The organism is Atopobium fossor DSM 15642 (assembly GCF_000483125.1).
Taxonomy (GTDB): domain Bacteria; phylum Actinomycetota; class Coriobacteriia; order Coriobacteriales; family Atopobiaceae; genus Atopobium; species Atopobium fossor.
The window spans coordinates 87,262-110,690 of the sequence record NZ_AXXR01000003.1; the positions used below are offsets into that span (position 1 = coordinate 87,262).

Annotated in this window: 26 protein-coding genes; 5 read left to right on the plus strand and 21 right to left on the minus strand. The window is 45.2% G+C overall.

Going from position 1 to position 23,429, the window contains the following annotated elements; translation table 11 throughout:
- Positions 1–6 precede the first annotated feature (6 nt).
- The 11 genes from G469_RS0100405 to G469_RS0100455 form a co-directional block, all read right to left on the minus strand.
- Positions 7–306, minus strand: coding sequence for a metal-sensing transcriptional repressor (locus tag G469_RS0100405; RefSeq protein WP_028263367.1), 300 nt, complete (start codon positions 304–306; stop codon positions 7–9).
- 91 nt (positions 307–397) lie between these two features.
- Positions 398–1,780, minus strand: a complete 1,383-nt coding sequence (locus G469_RS07825) for a sensor histidine kinase (RefSeq protein WP_051353656.1) — start codon at positions 1,778–1,780, stop codon at positions 398–400.
- 6 nt (positions 1,781–1,786) lie between these two features.
- Positions 1,787–2,485 (minus strand): response regulator transcription factor, encoded by a 699-nt coding sequence (locus tag G469_RS0100415; protein WP_028263368.1) that lies wholly within the window; start codon positions 2,483–2,485, stop codon positions 1,787–1,789.
- Positions 2,486–2,500: 15 nt separating this feature from the next.
- Complete coding sequence (phoU, locus tag G469_RS0100420) at positions 2,501–3,154, minus strand: phosphate signaling complex protein PhoU (protein WP_028263369.1); 654 nt, start codon at positions 3,152–3,154, stop codon at positions 2,501–2,503.
- Positions 3,155–3,159: 5 nt separating this feature from the next.
- Positions 3,160–3,924 carry a phosphate ABC transporter ATP-binding protein PstB gene (gene pstB, locus G469_RS0100425; RefSeq protein ID WP_028263370.1) on the minus strand — a complete coding sequence of 255 codons (765 nt, stop codon included), beginning with the start codon at positions 3,922–3,924 and terminating at the stop codon, positions 3,160–3,162.
- A gap of 41 nt (positions 3,925–3,965) precedes the next feature.
- Positions 3,966–4,820 carry a phosphate ABC transporter permease PstA gene (gene pstA / locus G469_RS0100430; RefSeq protein ID WP_051353658.1) on the minus strand — a complete coding sequence of 285 codons (855 nt, stop codon included), beginning with the start codon at positions 4,818–4,820 and terminating at the stop codon, positions 3,966–3,968.
- Positions 4,817–5,686, minus strand: coding sequence for a phosphate ABC transporter permease subunit PstC (gene pstC, locus G469_RS0100435; protein ID WP_028263372.1), 870 nt, complete (start codon positions 5,684–5,686; stop codon positions 4,817–4,819). Before pstC ends, pstA begins: the two co-directional genes overlap by 4 nt.
- Before the next feature lie 5 nt (positions 5,687–5,691).
- Positions 5,692–6,606, minus strand: a complete 915-nt coding sequence (locus G469_RS07830) for a substrate-binding domain-containing protein (RefSeq protein ID WP_035425199.1) — start codon at positions 6,604–6,606, stop codon at positions 5,692–5,694.
- A gap of 154 nt (positions 6,607–6,760) precedes the next feature.
- Positions 6,761–7,030, minus strand: coding sequence for a hypothetical protein (locus G469_RS0100445; protein ID WP_028263373.1), 270 nt, complete (start codon positions 7,028–7,030; stop codon positions 6,761–6,763).
- A complete protein-coding gene (locus G469_RS0100450) occupies positions 7,027–7,338 on the minus strand; it encodes a hypothetical protein (protein WP_028263374.1) in 312 nt (103 codons plus the stop codon). The genes G469_RS0100445 and G469_RS0100450 overlap by 4 nt, the downstream gene beginning before the upstream one ends.
- Positions 7,339–7,569: 231 nt before the next feature.
- Positions 7,570–8,139, minus strand: coding sequence for a nitroreductase family protein (locus G469_RS0100455; protein ID WP_028263375.1), 570 nt, complete (start codon positions 8,137–8,139; stop codon positions 7,570–7,572).
- A 215-nt stretch (positions 8,140–8,354) separates the two neighbouring features.
- Here G469_RS0100455 and G469_RS0100460 point away from each other — a divergent pair, with 215 nt between their 5' ends.
- Positions 8,355–9,290, plus strand: a complete 936-nt coding sequence (locus G469_RS0100460; RefSeq protein ID WP_028263376.1) for a 3-hydroxyacyl-CoA dehydrogenase — start codon at positions 8,355–8,357, stop codon at positions 9,288–9,290.
- A gap of 115 nt (positions 9,291–9,405) precedes the next feature.
- Here the strand turns inward: G469_RS0100460 and brnQ are convergent, their stop codons facing one another.
- The 6 genes from brnQ to G469_RS0100490 all read right to left on the minus strand — a co-directional run bounded on the left by brnQ (position 9,406) and on the right by G469_RS0100490 (position 15,476).
- Complete coding sequence (gene brnQ, locus G469_RS0100465; RefSeq protein ID WP_028263377.1) at positions 9,406–10,737, minus strand: branched-chain amino acid transport system II carrier protein; 1,332 nt, start codon at positions 10,735–10,737, stop codon at positions 9,406–9,408.
- Between the two features lie 77 nt (positions 10,738–10,814).
- A complete protein-coding gene (locus tag G469_RS07835; protein ID WP_051353659.1) occupies positions 10,815–11,294 on the minus strand; it encodes a hypothetical protein in 480 nt (159 codons plus the stop codon).
- A gap of 10 nt (positions 11,295–11,304) precedes the next feature.
- On the minus strand, positions 11,305–11,757 hold the full coding sequence (locus G469_RS08800; protein ID WP_051353660.1) for a LytTR family DNA-binding domain-containing protein: 453 nt from the start codon (positions 11,755–11,757) through the stop codon (positions 11,305–11,307).
- A 346-nt stretch (positions 11,758–12,103) separates the two neighbouring features.
- Entirely contained in the window at positions 12,104–13,621 is a 1,518-nt protein-coding gene (locus tag G469_RS0100480; protein WP_028263378.1) for a PTS fructose transporter subunit IIC, read from the minus strand.
- A gap of 64 nt (positions 13,622–13,685) precedes the next feature.
- The gene (locus G469_RS0100485) at positions 13,686–14,603 is read right to left on the minus strand and encodes a 1-phosphofructokinase family hexose kinase (protein WP_028263379.1); all 918 of its coding nucleotides are present in this window, start codon (positions 14,601–14,603) and stop codon (positions 13,686–13,688) included.
- Positions 14,604–14,624: 21 nt separating this feature from the next.
- Positions 14,625–15,476, minus strand: a complete 852-nt coding sequence (locus G469_RS0100490; RefSeq protein ID WP_028263380.1) for a class II fructose-bisphosphate aldolase — start codon at positions 15,474–15,476, stop codon at positions 14,625–14,627.
- Positions 15,477–15,892: 416 nt separating this feature from the next.
- On the opposite strand from G469_RS0100490, the gene G469_RS0100495 reads away from it, so the two are divergent.
- Positions 15,893–16,747 (plus strand): DeoR/GlpR family DNA-binding transcription regulator, encoded by an 855-nt coding sequence (locus G469_RS0100495; RefSeq protein ID WP_084522246.1) that lies wholly within the window; start codon positions 15,893–15,895, stop codon positions 16,745–16,747.
- Here the strand turns inward: G469_RS0100495 and G469_RS0100500 are convergent.
- The 4 genes from G469_RS0100500 to G469_RS07845 form a co-directional block, all read right to left on the minus strand.
- Positions 16,731–17,465, minus strand: a complete 735-nt coding sequence (locus G469_RS0100500; protein ID WP_051353661.1) for a hypothetical protein — start codon at positions 17,463–17,465, stop codon at positions 16,731–16,733. The two genes, G469_RS0100495 and G469_RS0100500, sit on opposite strands and share 17 nt — an antisense overlap.
- Positions 17,462–18,538, minus strand: a complete 1,077-nt coding sequence (locus tag G469_RS0100505; RefSeq protein ID WP_028263383.1) for a CobW family GTP-binding protein — start codon at positions 18,536–18,538, stop codon at positions 17,462–17,464. Before G469_RS0100505 ends, G469_RS0100500 begins: the two co-directional genes overlap by 4 nt.
- Positions 18,539–18,631: 93 nt before the next feature.
- Positions 18,632–19,690 carry an NAD(P)-dependent alcohol dehydrogenase gene (locus G469_RS0100510; protein WP_028263384.1) on the minus strand — a complete coding sequence of 353 codons (1,059 nt, stop codon included), beginning with the start codon at positions 19,688–19,690 and terminating at the stop codon, positions 18,632–18,634.
- Between the two features lie 278 nt (positions 19,691–19,968).
- Entirely contained in the window at positions 19,969–20,820 is an 852-nt protein-coding gene (locus G469_RS07845) for an AIM24 family protein (RefSeq protein ID WP_084522247.1), read from the minus strand.
- A 196-nt stretch (positions 20,821–21,016) separates the two neighbouring features.
- On the opposite strand from G469_RS07845, the gene G469_RS0100520 reads away from it, so the two are divergent.
- From G469_RS0100520 to G469_RS0100530, 3 genes are read left to right on the plus strand one after another with little or no spacing between them, the layout of a single operon-like run.
- Positions 21,017–21,961: a metal ABC transporter solute-binding protein, Zn/Mn family gene (locus G469_RS0100520; protein ID WP_028263385.1), complete on the plus strand. Its 945-nt coding sequence runs from the start codon at positions 21,017–21,019 to the stop codon at positions 21,959–21,961.
- A gap of 1 nt (position 21,962) precedes the next feature.
- Entirely contained in the window at positions 21,963–22,610 is a 648-nt protein-coding gene (locus G469_RS0100525) for a metal ABC transporter ATP-binding protein (protein WP_245579091.1), read from the plus strand.
- Positions 22,611–22,616: 6 nt separating this feature from the next.
- The gene (locus tag G469_RS0100530) at positions 22,617–23,402 is read left to right on the plus strand and encodes a metal ABC transporter permease (protein WP_028263387.1); all 786 of its coding nucleotides are present in this window, start codon (positions 22,617–22,619) and stop codon (positions 23,400–23,402) included.
- Positions 23,403–23,429: the final 27 nt, after the last annotated feature.

Genomic DNA, 23,429 nt, shown 5'->3' on the forward strand with positions numbered 1-23,429 from the left:
ACTTCCTTACGAGAACTTCTTAAGAAGATCTACAACCTCCGAAATAACTTTGGTATTACCTTGCTGGACTTCCTCAATAACACAGCTTTGTAAATGGTCTTCTAGCACCATGCGCGATACCGCTTTAACCGCACTTTGTGCTGCTGCCAGTTGTGTAAGAACATCTCCGCAATACCGATCTTCCTCCACCATTTGCTTTACACCGTTAAGCTGTCCAATTGCACGATTAAGACGCGTTGTTACATCTTTTACCAGCTGTTCAGAGCGTGGCGTATGCTTCTTGTGGCACTGTGGATGTTTGTCCATATTTGTTCCTTTATATACCCTATGGGGGTTTATTAACTTGACACTACTATACCCAGGAGAGGTATCCCTAAACAAAAAATCTCAACAAGAATTAGATGGGAAAACGTACCTCAAAAACAGTACCTTGAGGAACATTGGTATCTACAACAATTTGTGCACTATGCAGTTGGGCAATATGCTTAACAATTGCAAGACCAAGTCCAGTACCACCGGTATCGCGCGAAGAACTCTTATCCACACGATAAAAGCGTTCAAACACTTTTTCATGCAACTCTGGAGGGATACCTATGCCAGTATCTGCCACGCGTAAACAAGCCTGTTGTTTGTCATTGGTGTATGCACAAACCGTTACACTTCCACCTTCAACGTTATAGCGAACACCATTTTCTATGAGGTTAAGCACAAGCTCAGAAATCAGACGTGCATTACCTTTTATAGTCACTGCTGAGTTGCAAACATCATCGTCTGATATATCCACTACGAGTTTGACATTACGACGCTGCGCCTCAACGCTTACGCGTCCAGCGGTCTCGTTAGCAATGCGCGCAAGCGAAACAACTTCAGAAAAATCAACGGACAGCACACTTGAATCTTCTAGATGAGAAAGCGCCAGTAAGTCATCCACAATTTCACGCATACGACCAGTTTCATCATGAATAAGCCGTGCAAAATGCGGTACATCTTCCGGAAGAGCCAGTCCTCCCGCAATGAGTTCGGCATAGCCCGAAATAACGGTAAGTGGTGTTTTAAGTTCATGTGAAGCATTAGAAGTAAAGCGGCGGCGATCTGCATCCTTCTCGGAAAGACGAATTTGCTGCTCTTCAATACGTCCTAAAAGTGGACGGAGCTCCTTTGGCGCCTGTGTGGTGCTGGGATGATCTAGGTTAATACCATCGAGCTTACGCACAAAGCTACGCGCTACCAAGCGCCCCGCAATAATTGAGGCAATAATCGCTGCTATGAGCATAACCACCAAAAATGGGAGCGTTCTTAAAAACACACCCCAAATATTGGATTGTGCAATGCCAACGCGCAGCACCATGTCATTATCCAGAAGAACAGCTCGGTAAATGGTCTCCTCACCCAGTGTATCTGAGCGACGCATGCTCGAACCCTGCCCCGTTACAAGAGCGTGCTTGACCTCTGGTCTATTTGCATGATTGGTAAGGGTAGAAGCAGGAGCAAGACTGTCGTATACCACCGTTCCATCATGTTGAATGAATGTCACACGTACATATGCAGGAGTAATCTTAAGTTGATCCTTGATAACAGCAACGTCATCACCATCAGAACCATTCACAGCTGCTGCCAGCGCTTCTGTGCGCATAAGTACTTCTGCATCGGTTTGTGAATCTATAAAAGAATAGGTGGCAAACGAGAGCACCACGGCTGCTATAAGCACAATAACGCTTACGACAAGAGCAATGCTCATGGCAATGTTATGAGCTACACTTTTTTCTCGAATTGTTCTCACAAAAAATTACCGCCCCTGCGCACGATAGCCAACACCATGAACCGTTTCTATACATTCAGCAGCGGTTGGATCAATGTCGGCAATTTTTTTGCGAAGTGTCAGAATATGGGCGTCAACCGTACGAGTTTCATAACCATCGCGATAGCCCCATACATGCTCAAGCATCTGCGTGCGCGTAAGGACATATCCGCGCTTCTCTAACAAATAGCGTAAAAGTTCAAATTCTTTGTGTGTGAGACGTACTTCTTTACCAGCAACGCAAACTTCATACCGCTCTGGATCAAGTTTGATGCTCCCAAGTTCTAAGAATTGAGCCTTGGTACGTGCGTGACGGCGCGCACGCTCGTCTCGACGCAGCAAGGCTCCCACACGTGAAACAAGTTCCATCATGCCAAAGGGCTTTGTAAGATAGTCATCTGCACCAGCATCAAGCCCTTTGACCTTATCGTACTCAGTACTTTTAGCCGTAAGCATCATCACGGGAATATCTTGTGTAGCTTGATCTGCTCGCACATGCTTAAGAACGCTCACACCATCCTCTTCGGGGAGCATAACATCCAAAAGGATAAGATTGGGAATGGTGGTTTTTAGAGCTTCATACAGCTCTGTTGCACGAGAAAAACCACGAACTTCATGCCCGGTGCGTTCAAGCGCATACAATGCCAAATCACGTATTTGCTGATCATCTTCAAGATAGAAAATCATACAAAAATGGTCCTATCAAATGCGTTTTTCCTTATAAATTCCCTCTAATTTATATTCTAACCAGTTACAGATATTTTTTGAATGGTCACCAATGCGTTCAAAGTATTTTGCAATCATAAGCGCATCAACCAACATGGGAACAGGTCCTTTTTGGCAGCGAATCTCTGTAACGATCTTCTCACGAGCATTTTTAAAAGAGTCATTTACTTTTTGATCGTGTGCCACAACTAAACGTGCTTTAGTGAGGTCATCTTCTGCATAGGCTTCCATTGCGGCATGCACCATATGTTGAGAACGTCGTCCAAGAGCCACCATACTGTCTTTTAGCCCCTGAGCAGGTGCCCATGAATCTGCCCTGACTATCTCGGCAATGTTGGCTGCCTGATCGCCAATACGTTCCATGTCACCAGCAATTTTAAGCACAGCAGAGACATGGCGTAAATCTGATGCAACGGGTTGCTGCATCAAGAGCAGCTTAAGGCATAAAGATTCTATTTCGCGCTCTTGTCTATCAATGTCATCATCGCCCTCAATAACACGTTCGAGAATATCTTCACGAGGGTCTTCCAACATATCTACACTTTGCGTAACAGCATCTTCAATTGACGTACCCATTACCAGCGTTTGCGCATCAAGCATTTCGAGCTGTGCATTAAATCTGTTCCTCATGCAATCTACCCAAACCTTCCTGAGATGTAATCTTCAGTACGCTTATCTTGCGGATGACTAAATAGCTCGTGAGTACCAGAAAACTCAACCATGTTACCCAAGAGAAAAAATGCACATCTATCTGAAATACGGGCCGCTTGTTGCATATTATGAGTGACCATAACAACGGTGTAATCACGCTTAAGTTCCTGACTCAAATCCTCAATCTTACCCGTAGAAATTGGATCCAAAGCACTTGTTGCCTCATCTAACAGCAAGACTTCGGGCTCAACAGCAAGGGCACGTGCAATGCATAAGCGCTGTTGTTGACCACCAGAAAGACCAAGCGCACTTTTGTGCAAACGATCTTTAAGCTCATCCCAAATAGCAGCTTTCTTGAGGGATTTCTCGATAATTTCTTCGAGCTGGTGGTGGTTACGAATGCCATGTGTTCGAGGGCCATACGCAACGTTATCAAAAACGCTCATAGGGAATGGATTTGGTTTTTGGAAAACCATTCCTACACGCCGGCGAAGCAGATTTACATCACAGTTGCGTGCATACATATCTTGATCATCAAGCGTGACCTTACCTTCAATGCGACAACCTTCAACTAAATCATTCATGCGATTAAAGGTTCTGAGCAAAGTTGATTTACCACAACCCGATGGTCCAATAAAAGCCGTAATTTTATTTGAAGGAATAGACATGCTAACGTCATGCAACGCCTGGAAATTCCCGTAATACAAATTTAGATTCTGAACACCAATTTTTTGAGTAAGCCCCAACACGACCCCTCCTTTTCCATAGCCATGGATTGCATACAGATGTTTTACCTATGTTCTTTTGCGATTCTTCGTGCTACAAAAGCTGCCAAGCCATTTACCAAAAATGCCAGCATCAGCAAAATCACTGCAGTTGCATACGCTGCATCAAGATGCATGCCTTCGCTTGAGGTGACATACATATGTACTGCCATAGTACGTGCAGATCCAAATACATTGGAAGGAATCTGAGCAATCGTACCAGCTGTAAAGATTAATGCCGCAGATTCACCAATAATGCGGCCGATTGACAGGATAACGCCCCCCAAAATACCCGCAATAGCACTGGGCAACACTACCGAGAAAACCGTGCGCAAGCGGCCTGCTCCCAAACCAAAACTACCTTCGCGATACGAGTCAGGAACCGCAAGCAAAGCCTCTTCTGTTGTACGCATAATAGTTGGCAAAACCATGATAGAAAGCGTCATGCAACCCGAAAGCAAGGAAAGACCCCAGCGTAAAAAGGTAACGAAGAACAACATACCAAACAGTCCATAAACAATTGAAGGAATGCCTGTGAGGGTTTCCGCGGCGATGCGCACTATACGAACAAATCTATTGCCACGTGTGGTGTACTCAACCAAAAAAATAGCGGCCATGACACCTAAGGGCACCGCAATGACAAGCGTAAGCACTACAGCCAGCAGTGTATTGATAAGCGCGGGAACCATCGAGGTATTCTCGGATGTATACGCCCAAGCAAACATACCTGGCTTGATACTTGGGATACCTTTCACAAGTATGTATCCCACGATGGTTACGATGGTGGCAATACAAAAAAGCGCTGCTATGCGAACCAAAGCACCAAGCACATATGAAGATACTTTACGGCAAGGCGTTTTACCCATCTCTACAGAACTCATGCAGCACTCCTCGCCTTAAGAGCCGTAACCGTCAAATTGATAAGCAAGACAAAGACAAACAACACGACAGCTGTTGCGATAAGAGCTTCACGGTGTAGGTCGGCCGCATAGCCCATTTCCAGGACAACATTTGCGGTAAGCGTACGGACACCCCGCAGCATATTTGTTGGAATAATGGGCTGATTTCCTGCAATCATTACCACTGCCATGGTCTCGCCAATGGCACGCCCTATGCCAAGCGTAATTGCAGCCAGCACACCCGAAGAAGCCGCAGGTAAAATGGTGCGGAATACGGCACGCTCATGATCTGCGCCAAGAGCACGTGCCCCCTCATAATAGCTATCTGGAACCGAATCCATTGCAGTCTTTGAAACCGAGACAATAGTGGGCAGCACCATAATTCCTAAAATAATACTGGCAGTAAGAAGACTCATACCTTGAACATGGAAGATGCTTCTAATAAGGGGAACCAATACCATCAAACCAAAGAAACCAAAGACAACAGAAGGAATTCCAGCCAGCAAATCAATGCCACGCGAAAGAACCTTTGCAATACTAGGCTTTGCAAACCTCGAAAGATATGCCGCAGTAAAAATGCCCAAAGGAACACCAATGATAAGTGCCCCAATTGTTACATACACACTTCCTAGAATCATAGGGAAGATGCCGTATATCTCCGATGAAGGTCTCCAAATCCTGCCAAGTAAAAACTTGGCAGGACCAATAGTGCCAATGGCAGGTACACCACCTGCAAAAAGGAAAACACAAATCAGAATGACCGCAAGAATAGAAAGAGCAGCAGCCAGAGTAAACAGCACCTTCGCAACAAATTCCAAAGCATCATGTGCTTTTGAAAGGTTGCGCATAGTACTTATGCCACCTCCGACCAATCAGCGATTTCGCCCAAATAGATAGATCGAATCTGATCAGCCTTAAGACCAGAGAGGGCATTATCCTTATTGACAATTACTGCAATACCGTCCATAGCAATGCTCGTTGAAGAAACACCCTTTGCTTTCTCGGAATCCTTAAGTTCACGAGAAGCCATACCCAAGTCACACACGCCATCAATAGCACCCTGAACACCAGTGGATGAATCAGACTGCTGGACCTCAACAGATACGCCGGGGTTAAGCTTTTGATATGCTTCTGCGAGTTTTTCCATAACGGGAGTTACCGAAGAAGAACCGGCAACCGTAATCTTGCCACTGATGTTGGATGCAGTATACGCACTTTGATTATCTACAGCAGCAACATAGCCATTATCTTCGACAATCTTTTGTCCCTCCGAGGAAAGAATAAAGGCAAGAAAATCTTTTGCATTGTCACTGAGCTCAGAACCAGTAACAACGTTAAAGGGACGCGCTATTTTATAAGAACCATCCTTAACGGAGGTAGCAGTAGGTTCTACCCCATCAACTGCAATGGCTTTTACGCTATCATCCAATGAGCCAAGAGAAATATATCCAATAGCGGCCTTATCGCCAGCAACCGTAGTCATAACAGTTGCAGTAGAGTTACTTACAACAGCGCTTGATGTAGTAGCGTCATTGCCCTCTTTGTCTTCAATTTTAAGAAGCTCGATAAAAGCCCCGCGAGTTCCCGAACCATCCTCACGAGAAATTACAGAGATTGCACCAGTTGCGCCTGTAGATGAGCCTGTCTCAGCAGGTTGAGAAGAACCACAGGCGCTCAATCCAACCAAAGCAACCACACAAAGAGCAGCTGCTACCGTGCAGAAAAATCCACGTACCCGTAAGGTGCCTTGCATGAGCTTTTGTAACATATGCGAACCACTTCCTTTTTTGTTTTCATGTTGAACGGTACGGACGTTCAACAAAAACAATAGAAGTCGCATGTCAAAGGCAGGTTTTTAAAATGTCAAATATTTGTAAAGCTCCGTATAATAAAACGCGCATCTCCAAAAGCAAGTATGCCTCTTAGTGTGGAAAAATAGCCAACACACAATCAATAATGCCCATGAGAATAAAGAGTAGTGAGAGCAACTTGCTGTTTTTCTTGGGATTGATGATGAACTCTGTAATTCCAAACGCAACAAAACACATGCCCATGGTCATCTGGCTCATGCGATAATTGTACGCATTAAAAGTCAGGGCAAATAAGTTGTAGCCAATCATAATAAGTATGCAAGCAAACTCAATAGAGGTACCTACGGGATGCGCCATAAAGCGCGCTTTTAAACGTTTCATACAGACATCACCATAAAAATCACCGCGTGAGCAATCAAAATAATGCCCAATACCACACCCAAGATACATCTGAATCTGCCAAGGTTATCCAGCTTTTCAAAATTAAAGCGTGCATCATTAACCGTATATGCAATAAAATACGCACCCACTAAAACCTGTAGTAAGCGTACGGGCCAACCCTTAAATTGGTAGCTCGCTAAAACCCAAGCAAGCATCAAAACTGTACCAATTCCAAGCGTCACACGCTTATATTTAAGATCTTGTGCGTACTCATCACGAAACTTTTGGTCTCTAACAACCTTCTTCATGCAACATCCTTTATGCCCCGCAAGGCTTAAATCATCCAAATGATGCTCCTAATCATAATGGATTGAGCTCCTCCATACACCGTCTGTCTTTTGCTAAGAAGTCCAATGGAGTAAGCGCTGGATTATCGGTGCAAAAAGCCAAGACCACATAACCATGCAGTCTCGGCAAAGAATGTTAATCTGGATAATCTTGCTTGGGTTTCTCGCCCAGGGTAGCAAGCTTATTACACCTTAACGGATAACCTTTACACGCGTTCCATCATCTGCAGGCTTAGCATCGGGAGGGGTAACAATACCGCCAAACACCATCTGTGCCACCAGCTTAAAGCCCTCGGGGATATCAAACAGTTCTGCAATCTTTTGATCAATAACGGGATTGTAGTGCTGCAAGTTTGCACCAATACCCTGCTCTGCAAAAGCAGACCAAATATTAGACTGAAGCATACCGTTTGCCTGGTTAGCCCAGATAGGGAAATTTGCAGCATAGGGAGCAAATTGCTCCTGCATTGTCTTTACCTTGTTCTCGTCAATGTAAAACAAGACACTACCAGCACCGCCCTTAAAACCATCAATCTTCTCACGAGCAACCTTACCATCAAAAGCATCATAGATAGCATCCCAGAGCTCATCCTGCTTTTTGCCCATTACCACAAAGGCCTGAGCGCTCTTCATATTAAAGGCATCGGGAGTCAGCGCGGTAGCACGCTTAACAATGTTGATAACCTCCTCATCAGAGATAGGAAGCTGCTTATTAAGAGCATACACCGTACGGCGCTTCTCAAGAGCATCAAACAAAGACATGGTTGGATCCTTCCTTATAGAGCCGAGGAAACTTTGCCTCAGTCCGCATTCTTTTGTGATTATTCTAGGTATCCCCCTTTAAATTTGGTTGTATACAATCTTTTTTTTGAGAATTGCGAAATATCTGTTTTGAAACGCATATTGTGGGCAGAAGGGCTGTAGTTCCAACATACACAACGCGCATCCCGCGCGTTTTATAAGAAAGAAGGTTTGTCATGAGCTTTAAGAAGGTTACGGTAGCAGGCGGCGGCGTTTTGGGCAGCCAGATTGCATTCCAAACTGCATTTAAGGGTTTTGACACCACAGTATGGCTACGTTCTGAGGATTCTATTAAGCGTGCTCAGCCTAAGTTTGATCGCCTGCGCGATATTTACTTGGGTATTCTTGAAGATGCAAAGACTAATGAAAATATCGCCTGGCCCGCAAGCTGGGGTGTAAAGCCTGATGCTAATGGCATTGATGCTCTTAAGGAGCAGGTGCTCAAGGCATACAACGGCCTTAAGCTCACCACCAGCTACGAAGAGGCTGCAAATGTAGACTTTGTTATTGAATCTATTGCAGAAGATCCCGCGCAAAAGACCGCATTTTATCAGGAGCTTGCAAAGTACCTCCCCGAGCGCACCGTTGTAGCAACTAACTCCTCTACCATGCTTCCTAGCACTTTTGCTCAGGCTACTGGTCGCCCTGAGAAATACTTGGCCTTGCACTTTGCAAACGAGATTTGGGCTCACAACACTGGCGAGGTCATGGGTCATGCTGGCACAGAGCAAAAGTATTACGATATGGTTGTAGAATTTGCAGATCAAATTGGCATGGTTCCCCTACAACTCCACAAGGAGCAGCCAGGATACATCCTCAATTCTATGCTCGTTCCCTTCCTTAACTCCAGTCTCGCGCTTTGGGCTAACGATGTCTCTGATCCAGAGACTATCGATAAAACCTGGATGCTTGGCACAGGTGCCCCCGCTGGTCCTTTCCGCATCCTAGACATTGTTGGTTTGACCACTGCTTACAACATCAATGTCATGCAGCCTGACGCATCAGATCCCACTTCTTTGCATGCAAAAATTGCTGCAAAGCTTAAAGCCAAGATTGATGCTGGTGAGCTTGGCATTAATGCAGGCAAGGGCTTTTACAACTACAGCAAGTAAGACCATGTAAGTTTTCGAGTTTTCTTGTCAATAAACCTTTTACGAGAAGGGCCTCCTTTTATGAGGAGGTCCTTCTTTGATTCGCATAAATTTTTATGAAATACTACGTCAACTTTTAATGCTTTTTACCTGCAGCAACGCTATACATCCAGCCAAGCAAAAAGGTTACAACCGAAGGAATAAGCCAAGCCAAGCTAAGCTTTGCCAAAGGAAGCACATCAAACACAATCCACGTCTTTGGAGCAAAACCGTTTCTTATAGCTACAGAAGCACTAATAATGATACACACTGCCACAGTAAGCCTCCATGCAAGTGCAGTAGCAGGCTTAATCCCACCAGCAAGTCCCATTATCATCAGAATAATTGTAACGGGGTACAAGGCAGAAAGCACTGGTACCGAATATGCCAAAATAGCGTCAAGACCAAAGTTAGCAAATGCAGCAGAAACTAAAACAGTAATAATTGTGAGCTGCTTATAACTTAGATGCTCCCCTACCTCCGTAGTAACAAAGTATTCGGAAATAGAACTAACAAGACCAACGCACACATTAAGACAGGCAATTAAAAAGATTGCCGCCACCAATACAGACCCAGCAACTCCATACTGCATATTGGCTGCAGAAGAAATAATATCCGCACCATTTACAGTAGCACCAACTAAAGGACCGGTGGTTAAACCAATAAAACCCATGCCGATGTATACCGCTGCCATAATAATGCCAGCAACAATACCAGAGTAAATCACCTGACCAGAAATAGCGTTAGGATCTTCCAGCCCTAGAGACTTAATATTTAATGCAACTACTACACCAAAGGCAAGAGTGCCCAGCATATCCATAGTTTCATAGCCGCGAATAAAGCCTGTTGCTGCTGGATTAGAAGCATAGGCGGCCACCTGAGTGAGCTCTGGAGTGGCAGGTGGAAACATGAGCGTTTTACCTACAAGCAACGTAATAAGAACAATAAGAGCGGGACCAGAAAACGTACCCATAAGTTTATTGAGCATAGTAGGTCGCATTGCCAGTGCAAAAGCTGCCGCAAAAAATGCAAGCGTAAAAAGCACCTGTGCAAGGGCTACGCCATCCTGAGAAAGGTCCAATAACGGCAATAACATCCTAAAAGACGTAGAGGCTGTACGGGGTATTGCCAAAAACGGACCAATTGATAAATAAACAAGTGCCATAAACACTTTGGAAAATACCGGATGAATCAGATTGCCCAATTGCGCTGCAGAACCAATCTTTGCAACAGCAGCGATGGTCAAAATAGGCAATCCAACTGCAGAAACAATAAATCCAGCTAAAGCAGGAATTGCAGCAGTACCAGCTTGAGCGCCAACCATAGGAGCAAGAATAAGATTGCCAGCACCGAAGAGCATCGAGAAAAGGGTAATGCCAACTACGATGGAGTTTTTTGTACTTAAGCGCATGGCAGTCTGCTCTTGCATGGGCTTCCTTTGTTCGTTTGGATAATAATTATCCTACGTTATCAAAAAAAGCCCTGTAGCACACTGCGAAGAAACAATTATTTATCCTGATGTTTTCTATACTCTTCAAGCTGCTCCACATAGGTACCACCCTGCTTTTTAAATGCAGCATTGATCACTATGGTATGCATTGCCAAGATGAGTAGGTAGAGAATTACAAACGTAACCCATGCGGCAATATTAGTAACAGGCAGCCACATACCAAACCATGCACAACCAAAGAGCACCACAAAATAGCTCAGACCAAAGCCTAAGATACGTAGCGTGTAGTGTAATGAAGCCAGAATCTTGGTATCGTAGTCAAACCAAAATTCTTGCAAAATTCCTCCGGCAACTCCTGCAACAATAATGCTTGCTATGAGGTTGTTATGCAAAAAGGATCCTTTCATAACATAATCCAGAAGCACCCCCACCACAAGCATGACAACAGCTAGAACGCATCCCTGTGCTGCACCGCGCAACATACGAGTAAAAGCATTGTTTTTTTCGTGAGAAGATTCTGCAAAATAGAAACCCATAGCACTCTCCTTACTTCCATGAAGCTAGTTTTTGTTTAATGACGCTTGCATATGTCCGTGATACCAACACAGTGGTATCGCCCTGTAGCTCAAGCACCATACGACCATTGAGCTCTGGCCTAATACCAACCACAGCATCAAAATTAACAATAAGCTGCTTTGAAATACGGATGAACTCTGTGCCTCCTAGGGCATTCTCTAGAGCAAACAAACGCTGAGCGCTTTCAAAAACGCGTCCATCCATACAATGAATAAGTGCTCCTGGCTCATGGGCCTCTATAAATGCCACCTGTGCAAATGGAAGCACCTTCCGTACAGTTCCTGAACCTTCATATGCAATAAACTTACCTTCACTAACCCGCAAAAGCTCAAGCAAGCGTGGTAGACGAGGATTGTCTGGATCTACTACCAGATGTACTTCAATACCCTCAAAACCGCGCTTCTCGTCAATAAAAATTCGCATTACTCTATCCCTCTCTTCGATGGCTCAAGTATACAAAGCGCGCGTTCATCTACCCTCAACAGACAGCCAAGATGCAATCATTGCCAACTCAGTTGCACCATAACCCTTTTTTATGCTGTTTGGATGCACATAGAGTTGGATGAAGAGCACTGGATAAAATGCTGTAGCTGTTGCCTCTAGTCATTATTAATATTAATAATGACTAGAGGGTAATCGAGCTATATAAAAATAGAACCCAGCTCACATGTGAACTGGGTTCTATTGCTCCTAGTATTTTATCTATTCAAAAGAAGCAACGATTGGTTAGTTAGACAGCTTGTAAAGCACAACTTTTGCGGGCGGAAGCTTAGTCAATAACTTTATTGCCATTCTTGATGTACTGGTTACGCTTAAAGAGCAAGAACAACAAGCCACCAACGATGGTACCAGCCAGTATTGCTACAACCCACATCAGGCCGCCGTCAACAACAGGCAATACCAAGAAGCCACCGTGAGGCGCTGGATCATGTACACCAAAGAAGATGGTGAGAATGGCACCAATGGAAGAACCAAGCATCATGATGGGCATAACTGGCCAAATATTCTTGGTCATGAAAGGAATAGCGCCCTCGGTAATGTGGGTGCAGCCCAAGATGAAGTTAACCAAGCCAGCATCGTGATCTTCCTGAGTAAAGTACTTCTTACCCAGAAGAACAGCAAAGGTAGTAATCAGCGGAGGAACAATGCAAGCAGCAGAAACCGCAGCCATGAAGTTAGTACCAAAGTTATAGGTAGAGGTACCAACACCAGTAGCTAGAGCCTCGGTAAGCATTGCAGTACCGGTTACGTAAGCAGCCTTGTTAACAGGACCACCCATGTCAAATGCACACATGCAGCCAATAGCAAGGCCCAATACGATAGGACCGGAAGCAGAAAGACCCTTAAGGAAGTCCATCATTGCAGTATTAATTGCTGCCATGGGACCGGAAATGCCAAGCATTACTAGGCCAACAATAAAGGCAGAGCACAAAGGATAGAGGAACATTGCCTTAAGACCGTTGAGGTTCTCGGGAAGCTTAGCAAAGACCTTCTCCAAAAGCAAAATGGTATAACCGGCCAAGAAACCACCAATAATGCCACCCAAGAAACCAAAGCCTACGCCAGCGCCACCGGCATCAATAAGACCTGTATCTGGGGATACGGGAAGACCTTGAATTGCAATCATGCCTGCCAAAAAGCCAGGTACTAATGCAGGACGCTTACCAATGGACTCTGCAATATAAGCAGAAAGCACGGGAACCATAAGGCCCATGCAAATACCACCAATGGTCTTAAGCAATGCAGCAAAGGCATTGTAGTCTGCAGCAGTAGAATCAAATGAGGTAATACCCCAGAGGAACGAAATAGCAGTAAGTACACCACCAGCAACAACAAATACCAGCATGTGACTTACGCCGTTCATAAGGTGCTTGTAAATCTGGTGACCTATAGACTCATTTGCAGGAGCAGCAGACTGGGCACCAGAATTTGCAACTTCAGTGGTCATCTCGCCAGAAGCCTGAGCAGCCAAAGCTTGCTCGATAAGAGCCTCGGCATCCTCCTTCTTAATTGCTTTGCTAACACCTACGGAAACCATAGGCTTGCCAGCAAAACGCTCGGCATTAACGTCCTTATCGGCAGCAACAACTACAGCCTTGGCAGCCTTGATCTGGGCTGGCGTGACCTCGTTCTCGATGCCTACTTGACCGTGAGTCTCTACCTTAATGGTAAGACCCTTGGCAGCTGCAGCATCCTCCAGCGCCTTCTTGGCCATAAAGGTGTGTGCAATGCCCGTTGGACAACCGGTAGCTGCGATGATGTCGTAGACCTGTGTGTCTTCAGCCATGTGCAACTCCTCCCTTCTTGTGTGCTCTATGGCACATCCCCCTTTGCGCTTACGCGCGATTACCCTACTTTATCTGTGAGACTTCAATTTGTTTGGACAGCACGTCCACTAAAGCAAAGTCTCCCAAACCAGCACTCATAGCAACATTGGCACCCGTTGCCATAGCACGAGATAAAGCACGTTTGACCTCACTACGGCTGTCTTTCCAAACAGACAAAAAACTCGCAAGGGTTGCGTCACCCGCGCAAGCCGTAGAAAGAACATCAACCTTGGCAGCTGTAGCGTGATATACCTGCTGCCCATCATAAAAATATGCGCCTTCTCCACCCAGTGTAAGCAAAATATTTTTTGCACCACGTTCATGCAATATATGTAATGCGTTGATAATGTCCCGCTCAGAGCGAACATCCACACCAAAAATATCTGCTACTTCTTCGTCATTTGGCTTAATGAGCAAAGGCTTGCGTTCCACCAAATGAGCCAAACATGGATGGGAAATATCCAGTACAAACTCCGCACCCTTTGCCTGTGCCACATCAATGAGCTCATCGTAATAGCTAGGGTTCATATGGGGAGATAAGCTGCCAGAAATAACCAAGCAATCCAAATCTTTCAAGCTATCAATAAGGTCGAGCATTTGTAGCTGAGCTTCTCGGCTTACTGGTGCACCAGCATTTACCTGCTTGTATTCCTTATTACCCACGGTGAGAAATACGTTCAGACGCGTAATGCCCTCAATCCACACTGGTTTGACGGGGCAAATCTTAGAGGCGCCATCCACAATGTAGTTACCGGTAAAGCCACCAAAGAAACCAAGGATTTGGGAATCAACGCCATACTGTGCCAAGGTAAAAGACACATTTAAACCTTTACCATTAGGTGTATACACGGCATCCCGTGTGCGATTGACCTTATCAAAACGCAGCTCATCGCTCGTGATATTCATATCCACTGCAGGATTAGTTGTGAGGGTGTAAATCATTACCTACTCCCATACCTGCTCTTATGCACGATTGGCAGAACCAAGGTTATCCATGTGATCTTCAACAACCTTCTGGATATTTGCCATGCCAAAAGTTGCAGGCTTCTTAGGATCAAAGCAATCCGGGTTAGCAGCCATATACTCCATAAAGCCAGCCATAAACGCCTGGCGTAATTCGGTTGCATAGTTAACCTTACAAATACCGTTTTGAATTGCCTCTGCTACCTGTTCATCAGGCACCCCAGAAGTTCCATGCAATACCAAAGGAATATCCAAGCACGAACGAAGCTTCTTAAGAACACTCTGTTCAATATGGGGAATGCCCTTATAAACGCCGTGTGCAGTACCTACACCAACAGCCAACGAAGTGCAGCCTGTACGCTCTACAAACTCTACTGCTTCATCGGGATCGGTATAGGGATTCTCTCCTTCTACCGCAGGACCATCATCCTCTTTACCGCCCACCTTACCAAGTTCTGCCTCTACTGGCAGATCAATTGCATGGGCAACCTTAGTAACAGATGAGGTAAGCGCAATGTTATCCTCAAACGCAACATGTGATCCATCAATCATAACGGAGGTATAACCTGCACGGATTGCCTGTATGCAGCGGTCAAAACCATCACCATGATCCAAGTGTAAAGCTACGGGCACACTTGCATTTTTTGCAGCCGTACGTACCATGGAAGCAAAATGATCCAAACCCGCATACTTTAGCGTACCAGGGGTAGTTTGCATAATCACAGGTGATTTTTTAACCTCAGCAGCACGAATAACAGCCATCACAAACTCGAGGTTCTCTACATTAAAAGCGCCAACTGCATAGTGCTGTGTCTGTGCATCCAACAACATTTCCCTAGTACTTACGAGCATTGCAGGGTTTCCTTCCCACTTGTTCTGTCTTGTCCTGAGCACTTCTGGCACAAGACCTCTGTAGTTCTTCACAATTACATGCAGTACTACATGGACAAACAGATCTTGTTTTACGATAGAAAACTTTCCTTTAGAGCTTGTTTTTATCCATAAAACAAATGTGCTGTTAGGTATATTTTACGCGCTTTTTTAGCATAGTTCTCATGCTATTTATATCTATTTACCTGCAAATAATTTAAGATTACAGACATTCAATCATGCTTCTCTTATCTTTTGTTTACGTTTTGTTTTGATGTGCACCGTTTATCGATAAAAGCAAGAAAAAACAAGTTGAACTGTTATCATTATTTTAGAACAACGCTTCATAGTTTCTACACGTTTTATACACATTTAAGTATACTGCTAAGAAGATCCTGATGACTATAAAACCCTCCTCCTCTACAACACTACCCCCACTTAGTTCCGTCAGTTCAGCCACCCAAACTGACAATGTCATTACTGGCTTTGTGGAAGCACGTCGTGCCCGCATTATGGATTTGTTAGACCGCGAGGGCTCGGTTCAAGTCAATCAACTTGCAGAATTGTTTGGTGTTTCTCGCGTCACCGTACGCAATGATTTAGATGTATTAGGGAGGGACGGCCGTTTACGACGCACTCACGGTGGTGCTATTGCCCTTGCGCGCACTGTTACCGTTTCTTTGCAAGACCAGCGTGTTAACCTCAATGCAGAAGGCAAGCGGGCTATTGCGCAAGCAGCAGCAAAGCTGGTTTCCAACAACACATCAATTTTGGTAGATTCAGGCACCACAGCTGTTGAATTTGTAAGAACTTTAGCAGGCAAAACAGGTATTACGCTTATCACTAATGACTTTACCATTGCAGACTTGGTTGACCGCTCTATGCCCGCTATGGACGTTATTGTTTTGGGTGGCAAACTACGTAAGGGGCACCGCTACTCGAGCGGCTGGCTTTCCTTGCAAATGCTCGAATCTCTACATCCTGATATTGCTTTTGTATGTCCCACTGCATTTGTGCCAAGGCGTGGCCTTATGACCAACAATCAAGAAATGGCAGAGCTCAAAGGTGCTTTTATGACCTGTGCACAAAAAACCTGCGTGCTTATAGATTCCAGTAAAATTAGCGCACAGGGTTTGATTAAATTTGCCAGCCCTCAAGAAGCAGATCTTATTATTTGTGAGAAGGATCCCAAACAGCAGCTAACCGAATCTTTGGAAGGCAGTACTACACAGCTTATTATTGCTCAGTCTTAGTTTGTACTTCTTGAAGCAGCCATGTAATACCTTTTGCAAGGCGCAACCATTCGTCAGTAAAGCGACCACCTAAATTGAGTTCAAACGTACAGACAGCCCCCTGCTTTTTAAAATGAGAAGACAAAGCAACTGCTAACTGTTCTGACTGGCTTAGAAGTGGATGGCGCGTTTTTGATTCTCGACTTCCTAAAGAAAGATATTCGATTTTAGGATATTTTGTCTTGAGCATACTCTGCGTTACTGCAAAATCAAAAAAGCCTGGAAACCACAACGAACCCGAACTGCTTACCCCACCAGAAAATACGTCAGTCTCAAACTGAGCCCAAAGTGCAAACAAGCCTGCCAAAGAATACCCGGCAAGATAACAAGGCGGCAGCGTATCTTTTTTTGTAAATCCTAGTTGTGTAAACACAGCAGGCAAAGCTTGTCTCACGATAAAATCTAGATGCTTGGGTCCATACCCTGCAAAACCTCCATCATGCTTCATGACAGAATCAGACTGCCAAGGTGACAAATCATTGTTCCAGTCAAAGCCAGAAATCACTAACAAGTTAAATGGTTTGCAGTCCAATTCCTGACACTGTACAAAAAGCTCCGAAGCACTGGGATTCCTAGCATTGAGTACTATAAGTGGAAGGTAGACATCCAATGAATCATGTCTATACAGTGTGGCGGTTTTGCCCGACCTGGACGCAATTGTTAAGGTAACGGGATTCATGAATGCTCGTACCCATCGTGGCAGTCATCATGCCCATGTTCATGCTCTCCATGTTCATGCTCGCCATGTTTATGTTCACCAGGCTCATGGTGGTGGTGATGGCCCTTAATCTCTGCATGCTCACGCTGCAACACTGGTACAAAGAACTCTCGCAGCGCATGACGGTTAAGATGCCGACCAATAAAAACGGCACGAATATCTTCTTCATCAATAGAATCTTCCGCACCGGTAAGAGCCCATGAACGATCAACCACATCAAAACGAACAAGCTGATTTCCACACTTTACAACGCCTTTTGCACGAGAGATTTGGCCAAATGCTCCGCACGCCAAAGCGTCAACAATCCAAATAAGATGCGAAGGAGTGGGTAGTGCTACATACTTAAGTGCTAACGTCTCCAGCTCATCGACCTCATCGCTCGTATCAGATAGTATTACACTTTTAGCAGCATCCTGCGTTAGATTACCAGCAGCTGTTTTCTTAGCAGGCATACTAAGCAGCGAGGCCCACCACTCATCTGGAAGTGCATCCCAAGGCTCGCATACAAGTGCAGCAGAAGTATTAGCTTTGTGCACTATATCATTCACTCGAGCAGCAGCCTCATCTGACGTACCATGGGCAACCTTGGAACACACAATTGTAGAAGCAGCTGCAACTTGATTATCAAACACGCTTGGCTGTACTAAACGCTGATGCTCGCAATTAAGCACATCAACCACGGTAACAGATGGCAATAAACGAATGTGTTCATATGTTACCTTGGATAAATTTTCTAGCACACTGCCTAGTCGCGCAATGCCGGTAGGCTCAACCACCAAGTAATCAGGATCAAACGTATTGGCAATGGTGAGCACAGAAGAAGCAAAGTCCTGCTTGCCCGAGCAACAAATGCAATTCTCGGTAGACTCCCATACCTCTAGCTCGGAAGAATTCCGTAGTTGTTGTGCATCTATATCTGCCTGGCCAATCTCGTTTTCATACACCACAAAATCGCGACCCGTACGACGCGCCAACTCACGAATAAACGTAGTTTTACCTGCACCTAAAAAGCCAGAGACAATCAAGATATCCATTACCACTCCAAAAACAGGGCCGTCGAGAAACCCGACGACCCTGCAACGTGTATCTACACCACACAACAAGCGTGCGGCCAAAGCAAGCCGACGTTAGTCAATAACAACAACGGGCTTAATAAGATCTGCGGGCTTATCGCGCATGAGGAACAGTGCTTCCTCTACGTGATCCCAGCCATGGAATACATGGGTTACCTCAGGATGTAGGTCAAGACGACCAGCCTCTACTAGGCTTGATAGCTTCTCCATGCGCAGGCGACCGCCAGGCATGAGGCCACCGCGAATATCCTTGTGACCCATACCAACGCCCCACTCAACGCGAGGAATGGTTACAAAATCACCAGAGCCCAGGTAGTTAACATTACCAATCTTGCCACCAGGCTTAAGAGCCTTAACGGCCTCTTCAAAGGTCTCTACACCGCCACCAGCTACACAAATGCGGTCTACACCCTTGCCATTGGTCATCTCTAGGACCTGATCAGCAATGGGACCATTCTTGTAAGAGATAAAGTCAGTAGCACCATAGCCCTTTGCAGCCTCAACACATACAGGACGAGTACCAACGGCAATAATGCGAGAAGCACCATGAAGTGCCGCACCAGCGACACTCATCAAACCTACAGGTCCAATACCAATTACCAAGACAGTATCACCAAACTGAACATCAGCAAGCTCTACTGCATGGAAGCCTGTGGGAACCATATCAGACAAAATACAGGCATCTGCAGGATCCATACCCTCAGGCATATGTGCCAAGTTACCATCTGCATCATTTACATGGAAGAACTCAGAGAACACGCCATCTTTGAAGTTGGAGAACTTCCAGCCAGCAAGCATGCCACCAGAGTGCATGGAATAGCCAGCCTGAGCCTCAAGAGAGTTCCAGTCAGGAGTAATTGCAGGCACCAGTACGCGATCGCCAGGCTTGAAGTCCTTAACACACTCGCCAACCTCTACAACCTCGGCAGAGCACTCGTGACCCAAAATCATATTGTGACGGTCACCAATAGCGCCTTCCCACAGGGTATGTACGTCAGATGTACAAATAGCAATAGCAAGTGGCTTACAAATGGCATCCAAAGGACCGCAGGTTGGACGCTCTTTCTCAATCCAGCCAGACTCGCCAATCTTGAGCATTGCGTAACCCTTCATAAAAACCCCTTCCTGTAGAAATCTACAGAGTATATGAAACCGCTTTCTTTGCGGAATCCTTACTATTTACACGCATAATATGGAAGATATATTCAGCATACCTAATATTATTTTGAATGTGTACTATTGCATTTTAAGAAATTTTTTGATTTCAAATCCTCATGGCATTCTGTATAAGAAACTACCCCAAAGTCACAACAACCTCACTGCAACTTTGGGGTATCTTGCACGTGCAATACGTGTCAAATCTCACATGTTACACAGAACTTCTCGATAGCTTACTCGCTGTGCGTAGCAGCAAACAGACTGCTTGTTGGAGCAACAGGACTCATCAAAACCTTACCCGTACCACGGAATACATTGACCAGACCCTCCTGGTTAATGGCCGAGCCAAGCAAGCTCTTGCTGGAACGCTCCACCGTAAACTGCAAACCAGCAGACCACATAACAGCCATGTTGCCATCAATCTTGAGGGTGTCGTTGTTAAGCTCAACTTCTATGAGCTCGCTCATGGGAACGTTAGCCTCTAGCGCCACAACACCGTTGCCGGAAAGCGAAAGATTAAATAAGCCCTCGCCGCCTGCAAGTGCAGAGGACAGATTGGAACGCGCTACAACAGAATGCTGCACGCTACCATCGCATGCCAAGAACATGCCATCTTCAATAACCATGCCGCCAGGCCAACTGCTTACATCTTGCAAAATAATGTACTTGTAGGTAGGTTCCAGAACCAGTTTACCTATGCCGGAATACTCAGGCTTTATGGCAGATTCATTAGTAACAGCGCCACGCAAGGCTTTACCAAAGAAGTCACCTGCACTTTTAATGCCCGTCTCACTCTCAACATTACCAGCAACCCATTGCATAGCACCCGCCTGCAATACCGCTGGCACAGAGCCATCCAAATCAATAATGACCTGACGACGACGGACATCCATCTTGGACATAAAGTACTCGGTTACTGCATTGTCTGGCCCAACTGAGCGGTCACGTGTGTACTCAAGCACACTAAAACGGCCAAGTTTTGCCACTACACTGCGCTCTTCATTTTCTAGGCGAGAAACGCTAAAAGACGAAGCTCCGCCGGAGTTGGGTGAAGTGCCCCCCGTAACGCCATCAAAAAAAGCCATAATTCCTCCATTCAACTGCGCAAACGAAGCGTTGCGCCTTTTCAGAATTATACCTTAAGTCAAATATTTTGTAACTCTTTTATAGAGTATCTTGCAGAATTGTTAGCTTATGTTAACTTGTTATACAAAACTAATTTGGTTTTCAATTTCAAATTGAAAAAGAGATTGAAAACCAGCTAAACCCTAAGGAGGTACCGTGCGTAAGGGTATTACTAAACTATTACTGGCTGTCCTCGTAGCCAGTATGATTGCCATGCCTCTTGCAGCATGCAGCAATAAAAATGGTACTGATGGCATGTCTACAACTGGTGCAGGCACTAAAAAAACGGTTTACACCACGTTCTTTCCTGTATACGACCTCACCAAGCGCATTGTTGGGGACAAGATGGACGTCAAGATGATTATTAAGGGCAACCAGGAACCTCACGATTTTGAGCTCCAGGCAGCCGATATGGCAGAAATCACCAAGGCGGACCTCATCGTATACAACGGTGCTGGCATGGAGTCTTTTATCGACGATCTTAAGGCTTCCGCCAAGGATGACGACAAGTTCTTGGATTTATCTCAAGGCTTAACCTTGCTGCAAAGCAAGGATGCTGCCGTAGATGACCACTCCAGTGTTAACCCACATACTTGGCTTTCTATTAAAAACGCCCAGATAGAACTTGACACGCTTTACAACAAATTCTCGGCAATAGACCCCGAAAATGCAGACTATTACAAGCAAAACTATGAAAAAGCCTCTGCAGAATTTAAAGAGTTGGACAAGAAATTTGAGGACACGCTGTCCAAGGTTTCTAGTTCCGAGAAGTACTTTGTAGTTTCACACGCAGCTTTTAACTATCTTGCTAATGATTATGGCCTTAAGCAGGTTGCTGTTACGGGTATCTCCCCCGAAGACGAGCCTTCCGCAGCCCAGCTTGCAACCATTGCTGATTTTGTAAAGCAGCACAACATTAGCACCATTTTCTTTGAAGGTAAGGCTACCCCTAAGGTTGCCGAGACGTTAGCAAAGAACACAGGCACCAAAACGGCAACTATATACACTATGGAAAGCCTCACTGAAGAAGAACAGCAGATGGGCTACCTCAAGCTTATGGAACACAACTTGGACGAGTTGGTGAAATCCTTCAGTGAGTAAGGTGTTAGACATATCAAACGTCTGTTTTGCTTACGAAGATGAGCCTGTTCTTATGGGCGTTACGCTTAGTGTAGAGCAGTCTCAATTTGTAGCACTTGTTGGAGAGAATGGCGCAGGTAAGTCAACCCTTATGAACCTCATTTTGGGAAATCTCAAGCCCAGCGCAGGAGAAATCCGTCTATTTGGTGATGTGCGCACTACCAACAATCACTACAACGACATTGCCTATGTCTCGCAATATTCGATTTTAGGATATAAGCATTTTCCAACAACCATTGAAGAAGTAGTTCGCATACACCTCAAGCACCTTAAAAAAGAGGTGTGCGTAGATCAACTTCTTGCCACTGTCCGTTTAGAAGCGCATGTACACAAGAAGCTTAATCAGCTTTCCGGTGGTCAACTACAGCGCATTGGGTTGCTGTTAGCACTCATTAAGGACGCCAAGCTTATCTTGCTGGATGAACCCACTTCGGGAATTGATAAGAAATTCTCGGCAGAGTTATATCAAATCCTGCGAGAACTATGTGATCAGGGTAAAACCGTTGTTATTATCACACATCACTTATCAGAAGCCCGCGATTTTGTTGATAAGACCATCTGCTTAGAGGATGGCTGTTGCTGCGAGCTAGAGCATGCTCAATGGAGGTGAGCGCTCATGTTTGAGTATGAATTTATGCAGCGCGCCTTTATTGTAGGCAGTATTTTAGCTGGTATCCTACCGTGCATTGGCTTGCCCATCTTGCTTAAGCGTCTATCTATGATGGGAGATACTCTTTCTCATGCTTCTTTGGCGGGTGTAGCAATTGGCCTATGCTTTGGTTTTAATCCCTTGCTGGGATCGGTGGTAGCTTGCATTGTGGCTGGTCTTTCCATCGAAATCATTAGTGCACGTCTTAAGGCCTATCAGGAGATTTCTACCGTTATTGTATTAGCGGCATCCATTGGCTTGGCAGGTATTTTTACCAGCCTGGCTGGGAATAGCAACTCTATTAGTTCCTATCTTTTTGGCTCCATCGTAACCATTGGGGATTTGGAATTTTACCTGGTTATTGCCGTGGCGGCTCTTGTTGTTAGCACCTACAAGATACTGTACAACCGCTTGTACCTCAGTGTGTTTGATCCACAGTCTGCACCCCTTTTGGGCATCAATACCAAACTGTTGAGCTTTGTGTTCTCATTTTTGGTTGCTATCACCATCTCCATTGCAGCCAAAACTATTGGTTCGTTGATTGTCTCGTCCCTGTTGGTTGTACCTGTTATCAGTGCTATGCAGTTTAGCAAGACCTACCGCTCCACCTTAGGCATATCCATGCTTTTATCGGTGTTGGCAGTATATGCAGGCTTGTACATCTCGTACATCTACAACCTACGACCTGGCGCGGTTATTGTGCTTTTATCTGTAGGTATTTTGATTGTTTCGCTCATCTGTAAACGTAAGTAATAAAGGCGCTTAGGCGCTATATAGATA

Coding starts and splice junctions, on each gene's coding strand:
- G469_RS07835 (WP_051353659.1), bottom strand. CDS start 11,294: ATGGGTTTCTATTTTGCAGAATCTTCTCACGAAAAAAACAATGCTTTT.
- G469_RS0100450 (WP_028263374.1), bottom strand. CDS start 7,338: ATGAAGAAGGTTGTTAGAGACCAAAAGTTTCGTGATGAGTACGCACAA.
- brnQ (WP_028263377.1), bottom strand. CDS start 10,737: ATGCAAGAGCAGACTGCCATGCGCTTAAGTACAAAAAACTCCATCGTA.
- G469_RS0100455 (WP_028263375.1), bottom strand. CDS start 8,139: ATGTCTTTGTTTGATGCTCTTGAGAAGCGCCGTACGGTGTATGCTCTT.
- G469_RS0100505 (WP_028263383.1), bottom strand. CDS start 18,538: ATGGATATCTTGATTGTCTCTGGCTTTTTAGGTGCAGGTAAAACTACG.
- G469_RS0100480 (WP_028263378.1), bottom strand. CDS start 13,621: ATGGCTGAAGACACACAGGTCTACGACATCATCGCAGCTACCGGTTGT.
- G469_RS0100405 (WP_028263367.1), bottom strand. CDS start 306: ATGGACAAACATCCACAGTGCCACAAGAAGCATACGCCACGCTCTGAA.
- phoU (WP_028263369.1), bottom strand. CDS start 3,154: ATGAGGAACAGATTTAATGCACAGCTCGAAATGCTTGATGCGCAAACG.
- G469_RS0100460 (WP_028263376.1), top strand. CDS start 8,355: ATGAGCTTTAAGAAGGTTACGGTAGCAGGCGGCGGCGTTTTGGGCAGC.
- G469_RS0100495 (WP_084522246.1), top strand. CDS start 15,893: ATGACTATAAAACCCTCCTCCTCTACAACACTACCCCCACTTAGTTCC.
- pstA (WP_051353658.1), bottom strand. CDS start 4,820: ATGAGTTCTGTAGAGATGGGTAAAACGCCTTGCCGTAAAGTATCTTCA.
- G469_RS0100490 (WP_028263380.1), bottom strand. CDS start 15,476: ATGCTCGTAAGTACTAGGGAAATGTTGTTGGATGCACAGACACAGCAC.
- G469_RS07845 (WP_084522247.1), bottom strand. CDS start 20,820: ATGGCTTTTTTTGATGGCGTTACGGGGGGCACTTCACCCAACTCCGGC.
- G469_RS0100415 (WP_028263368.1), bottom strand. CDS start 2,485: ATGATTTTCTATCTTGAAGATGATCAGCAAATACGTGATTTGGCATTG.
- G469_RS0100500 (WP_051353661.1), bottom strand. CDS start 17,465: ATGAATCCCGTTACCTTAACAATTGCGTCCAGGTCGGGCAAAACCGCC.
- G469_RS0100445 (WP_028263373.1), bottom strand. CDS start 7,030: ATGAAACGTTTAAAAGCGCGCTTTATGGCGCATCCCGTAGGTACCTCT.
- G469_RS07830 (WP_035425199.1), bottom strand. CDS start 6,606: ATGTTACAAAAGCTCATGCAAGGCACCTTACGGGTACGTGGATTTTTC.
- G469_RS0100530 (WP_028263387.1), top strand. CDS start 22,617: ATGTTTGAGTATGAATTTATGCAGCGCGCCTTTATTGTAGGCAGTATT.
- pstC (WP_028263372.1), bottom strand. CDS start 5,686: ATGCGCAACCTTTCAAAAGCACATGATGCTTTGGAATTTGTTGCGAAG.
- G469_RS08800 (WP_051353660.1), bottom strand. CDS start 11,757: ATGCGAATTTTTATTGACGAGAAGCGCGGTTTTGAGGGTATTGAAGTA.
- G469_RS0100510 (WP_028263384.1), bottom strand. CDS start 19,690: ATGAAGGGTTACGCAATGCTCAAGATTGGCGAGTCTGGCTGGATTGAG.
- G469_RS0100485 (WP_028263379.1), bottom strand. CDS start 14,603: ATGATTTACACCCTCACAACTAATCCTGCAGTGGATATGAATATCACG.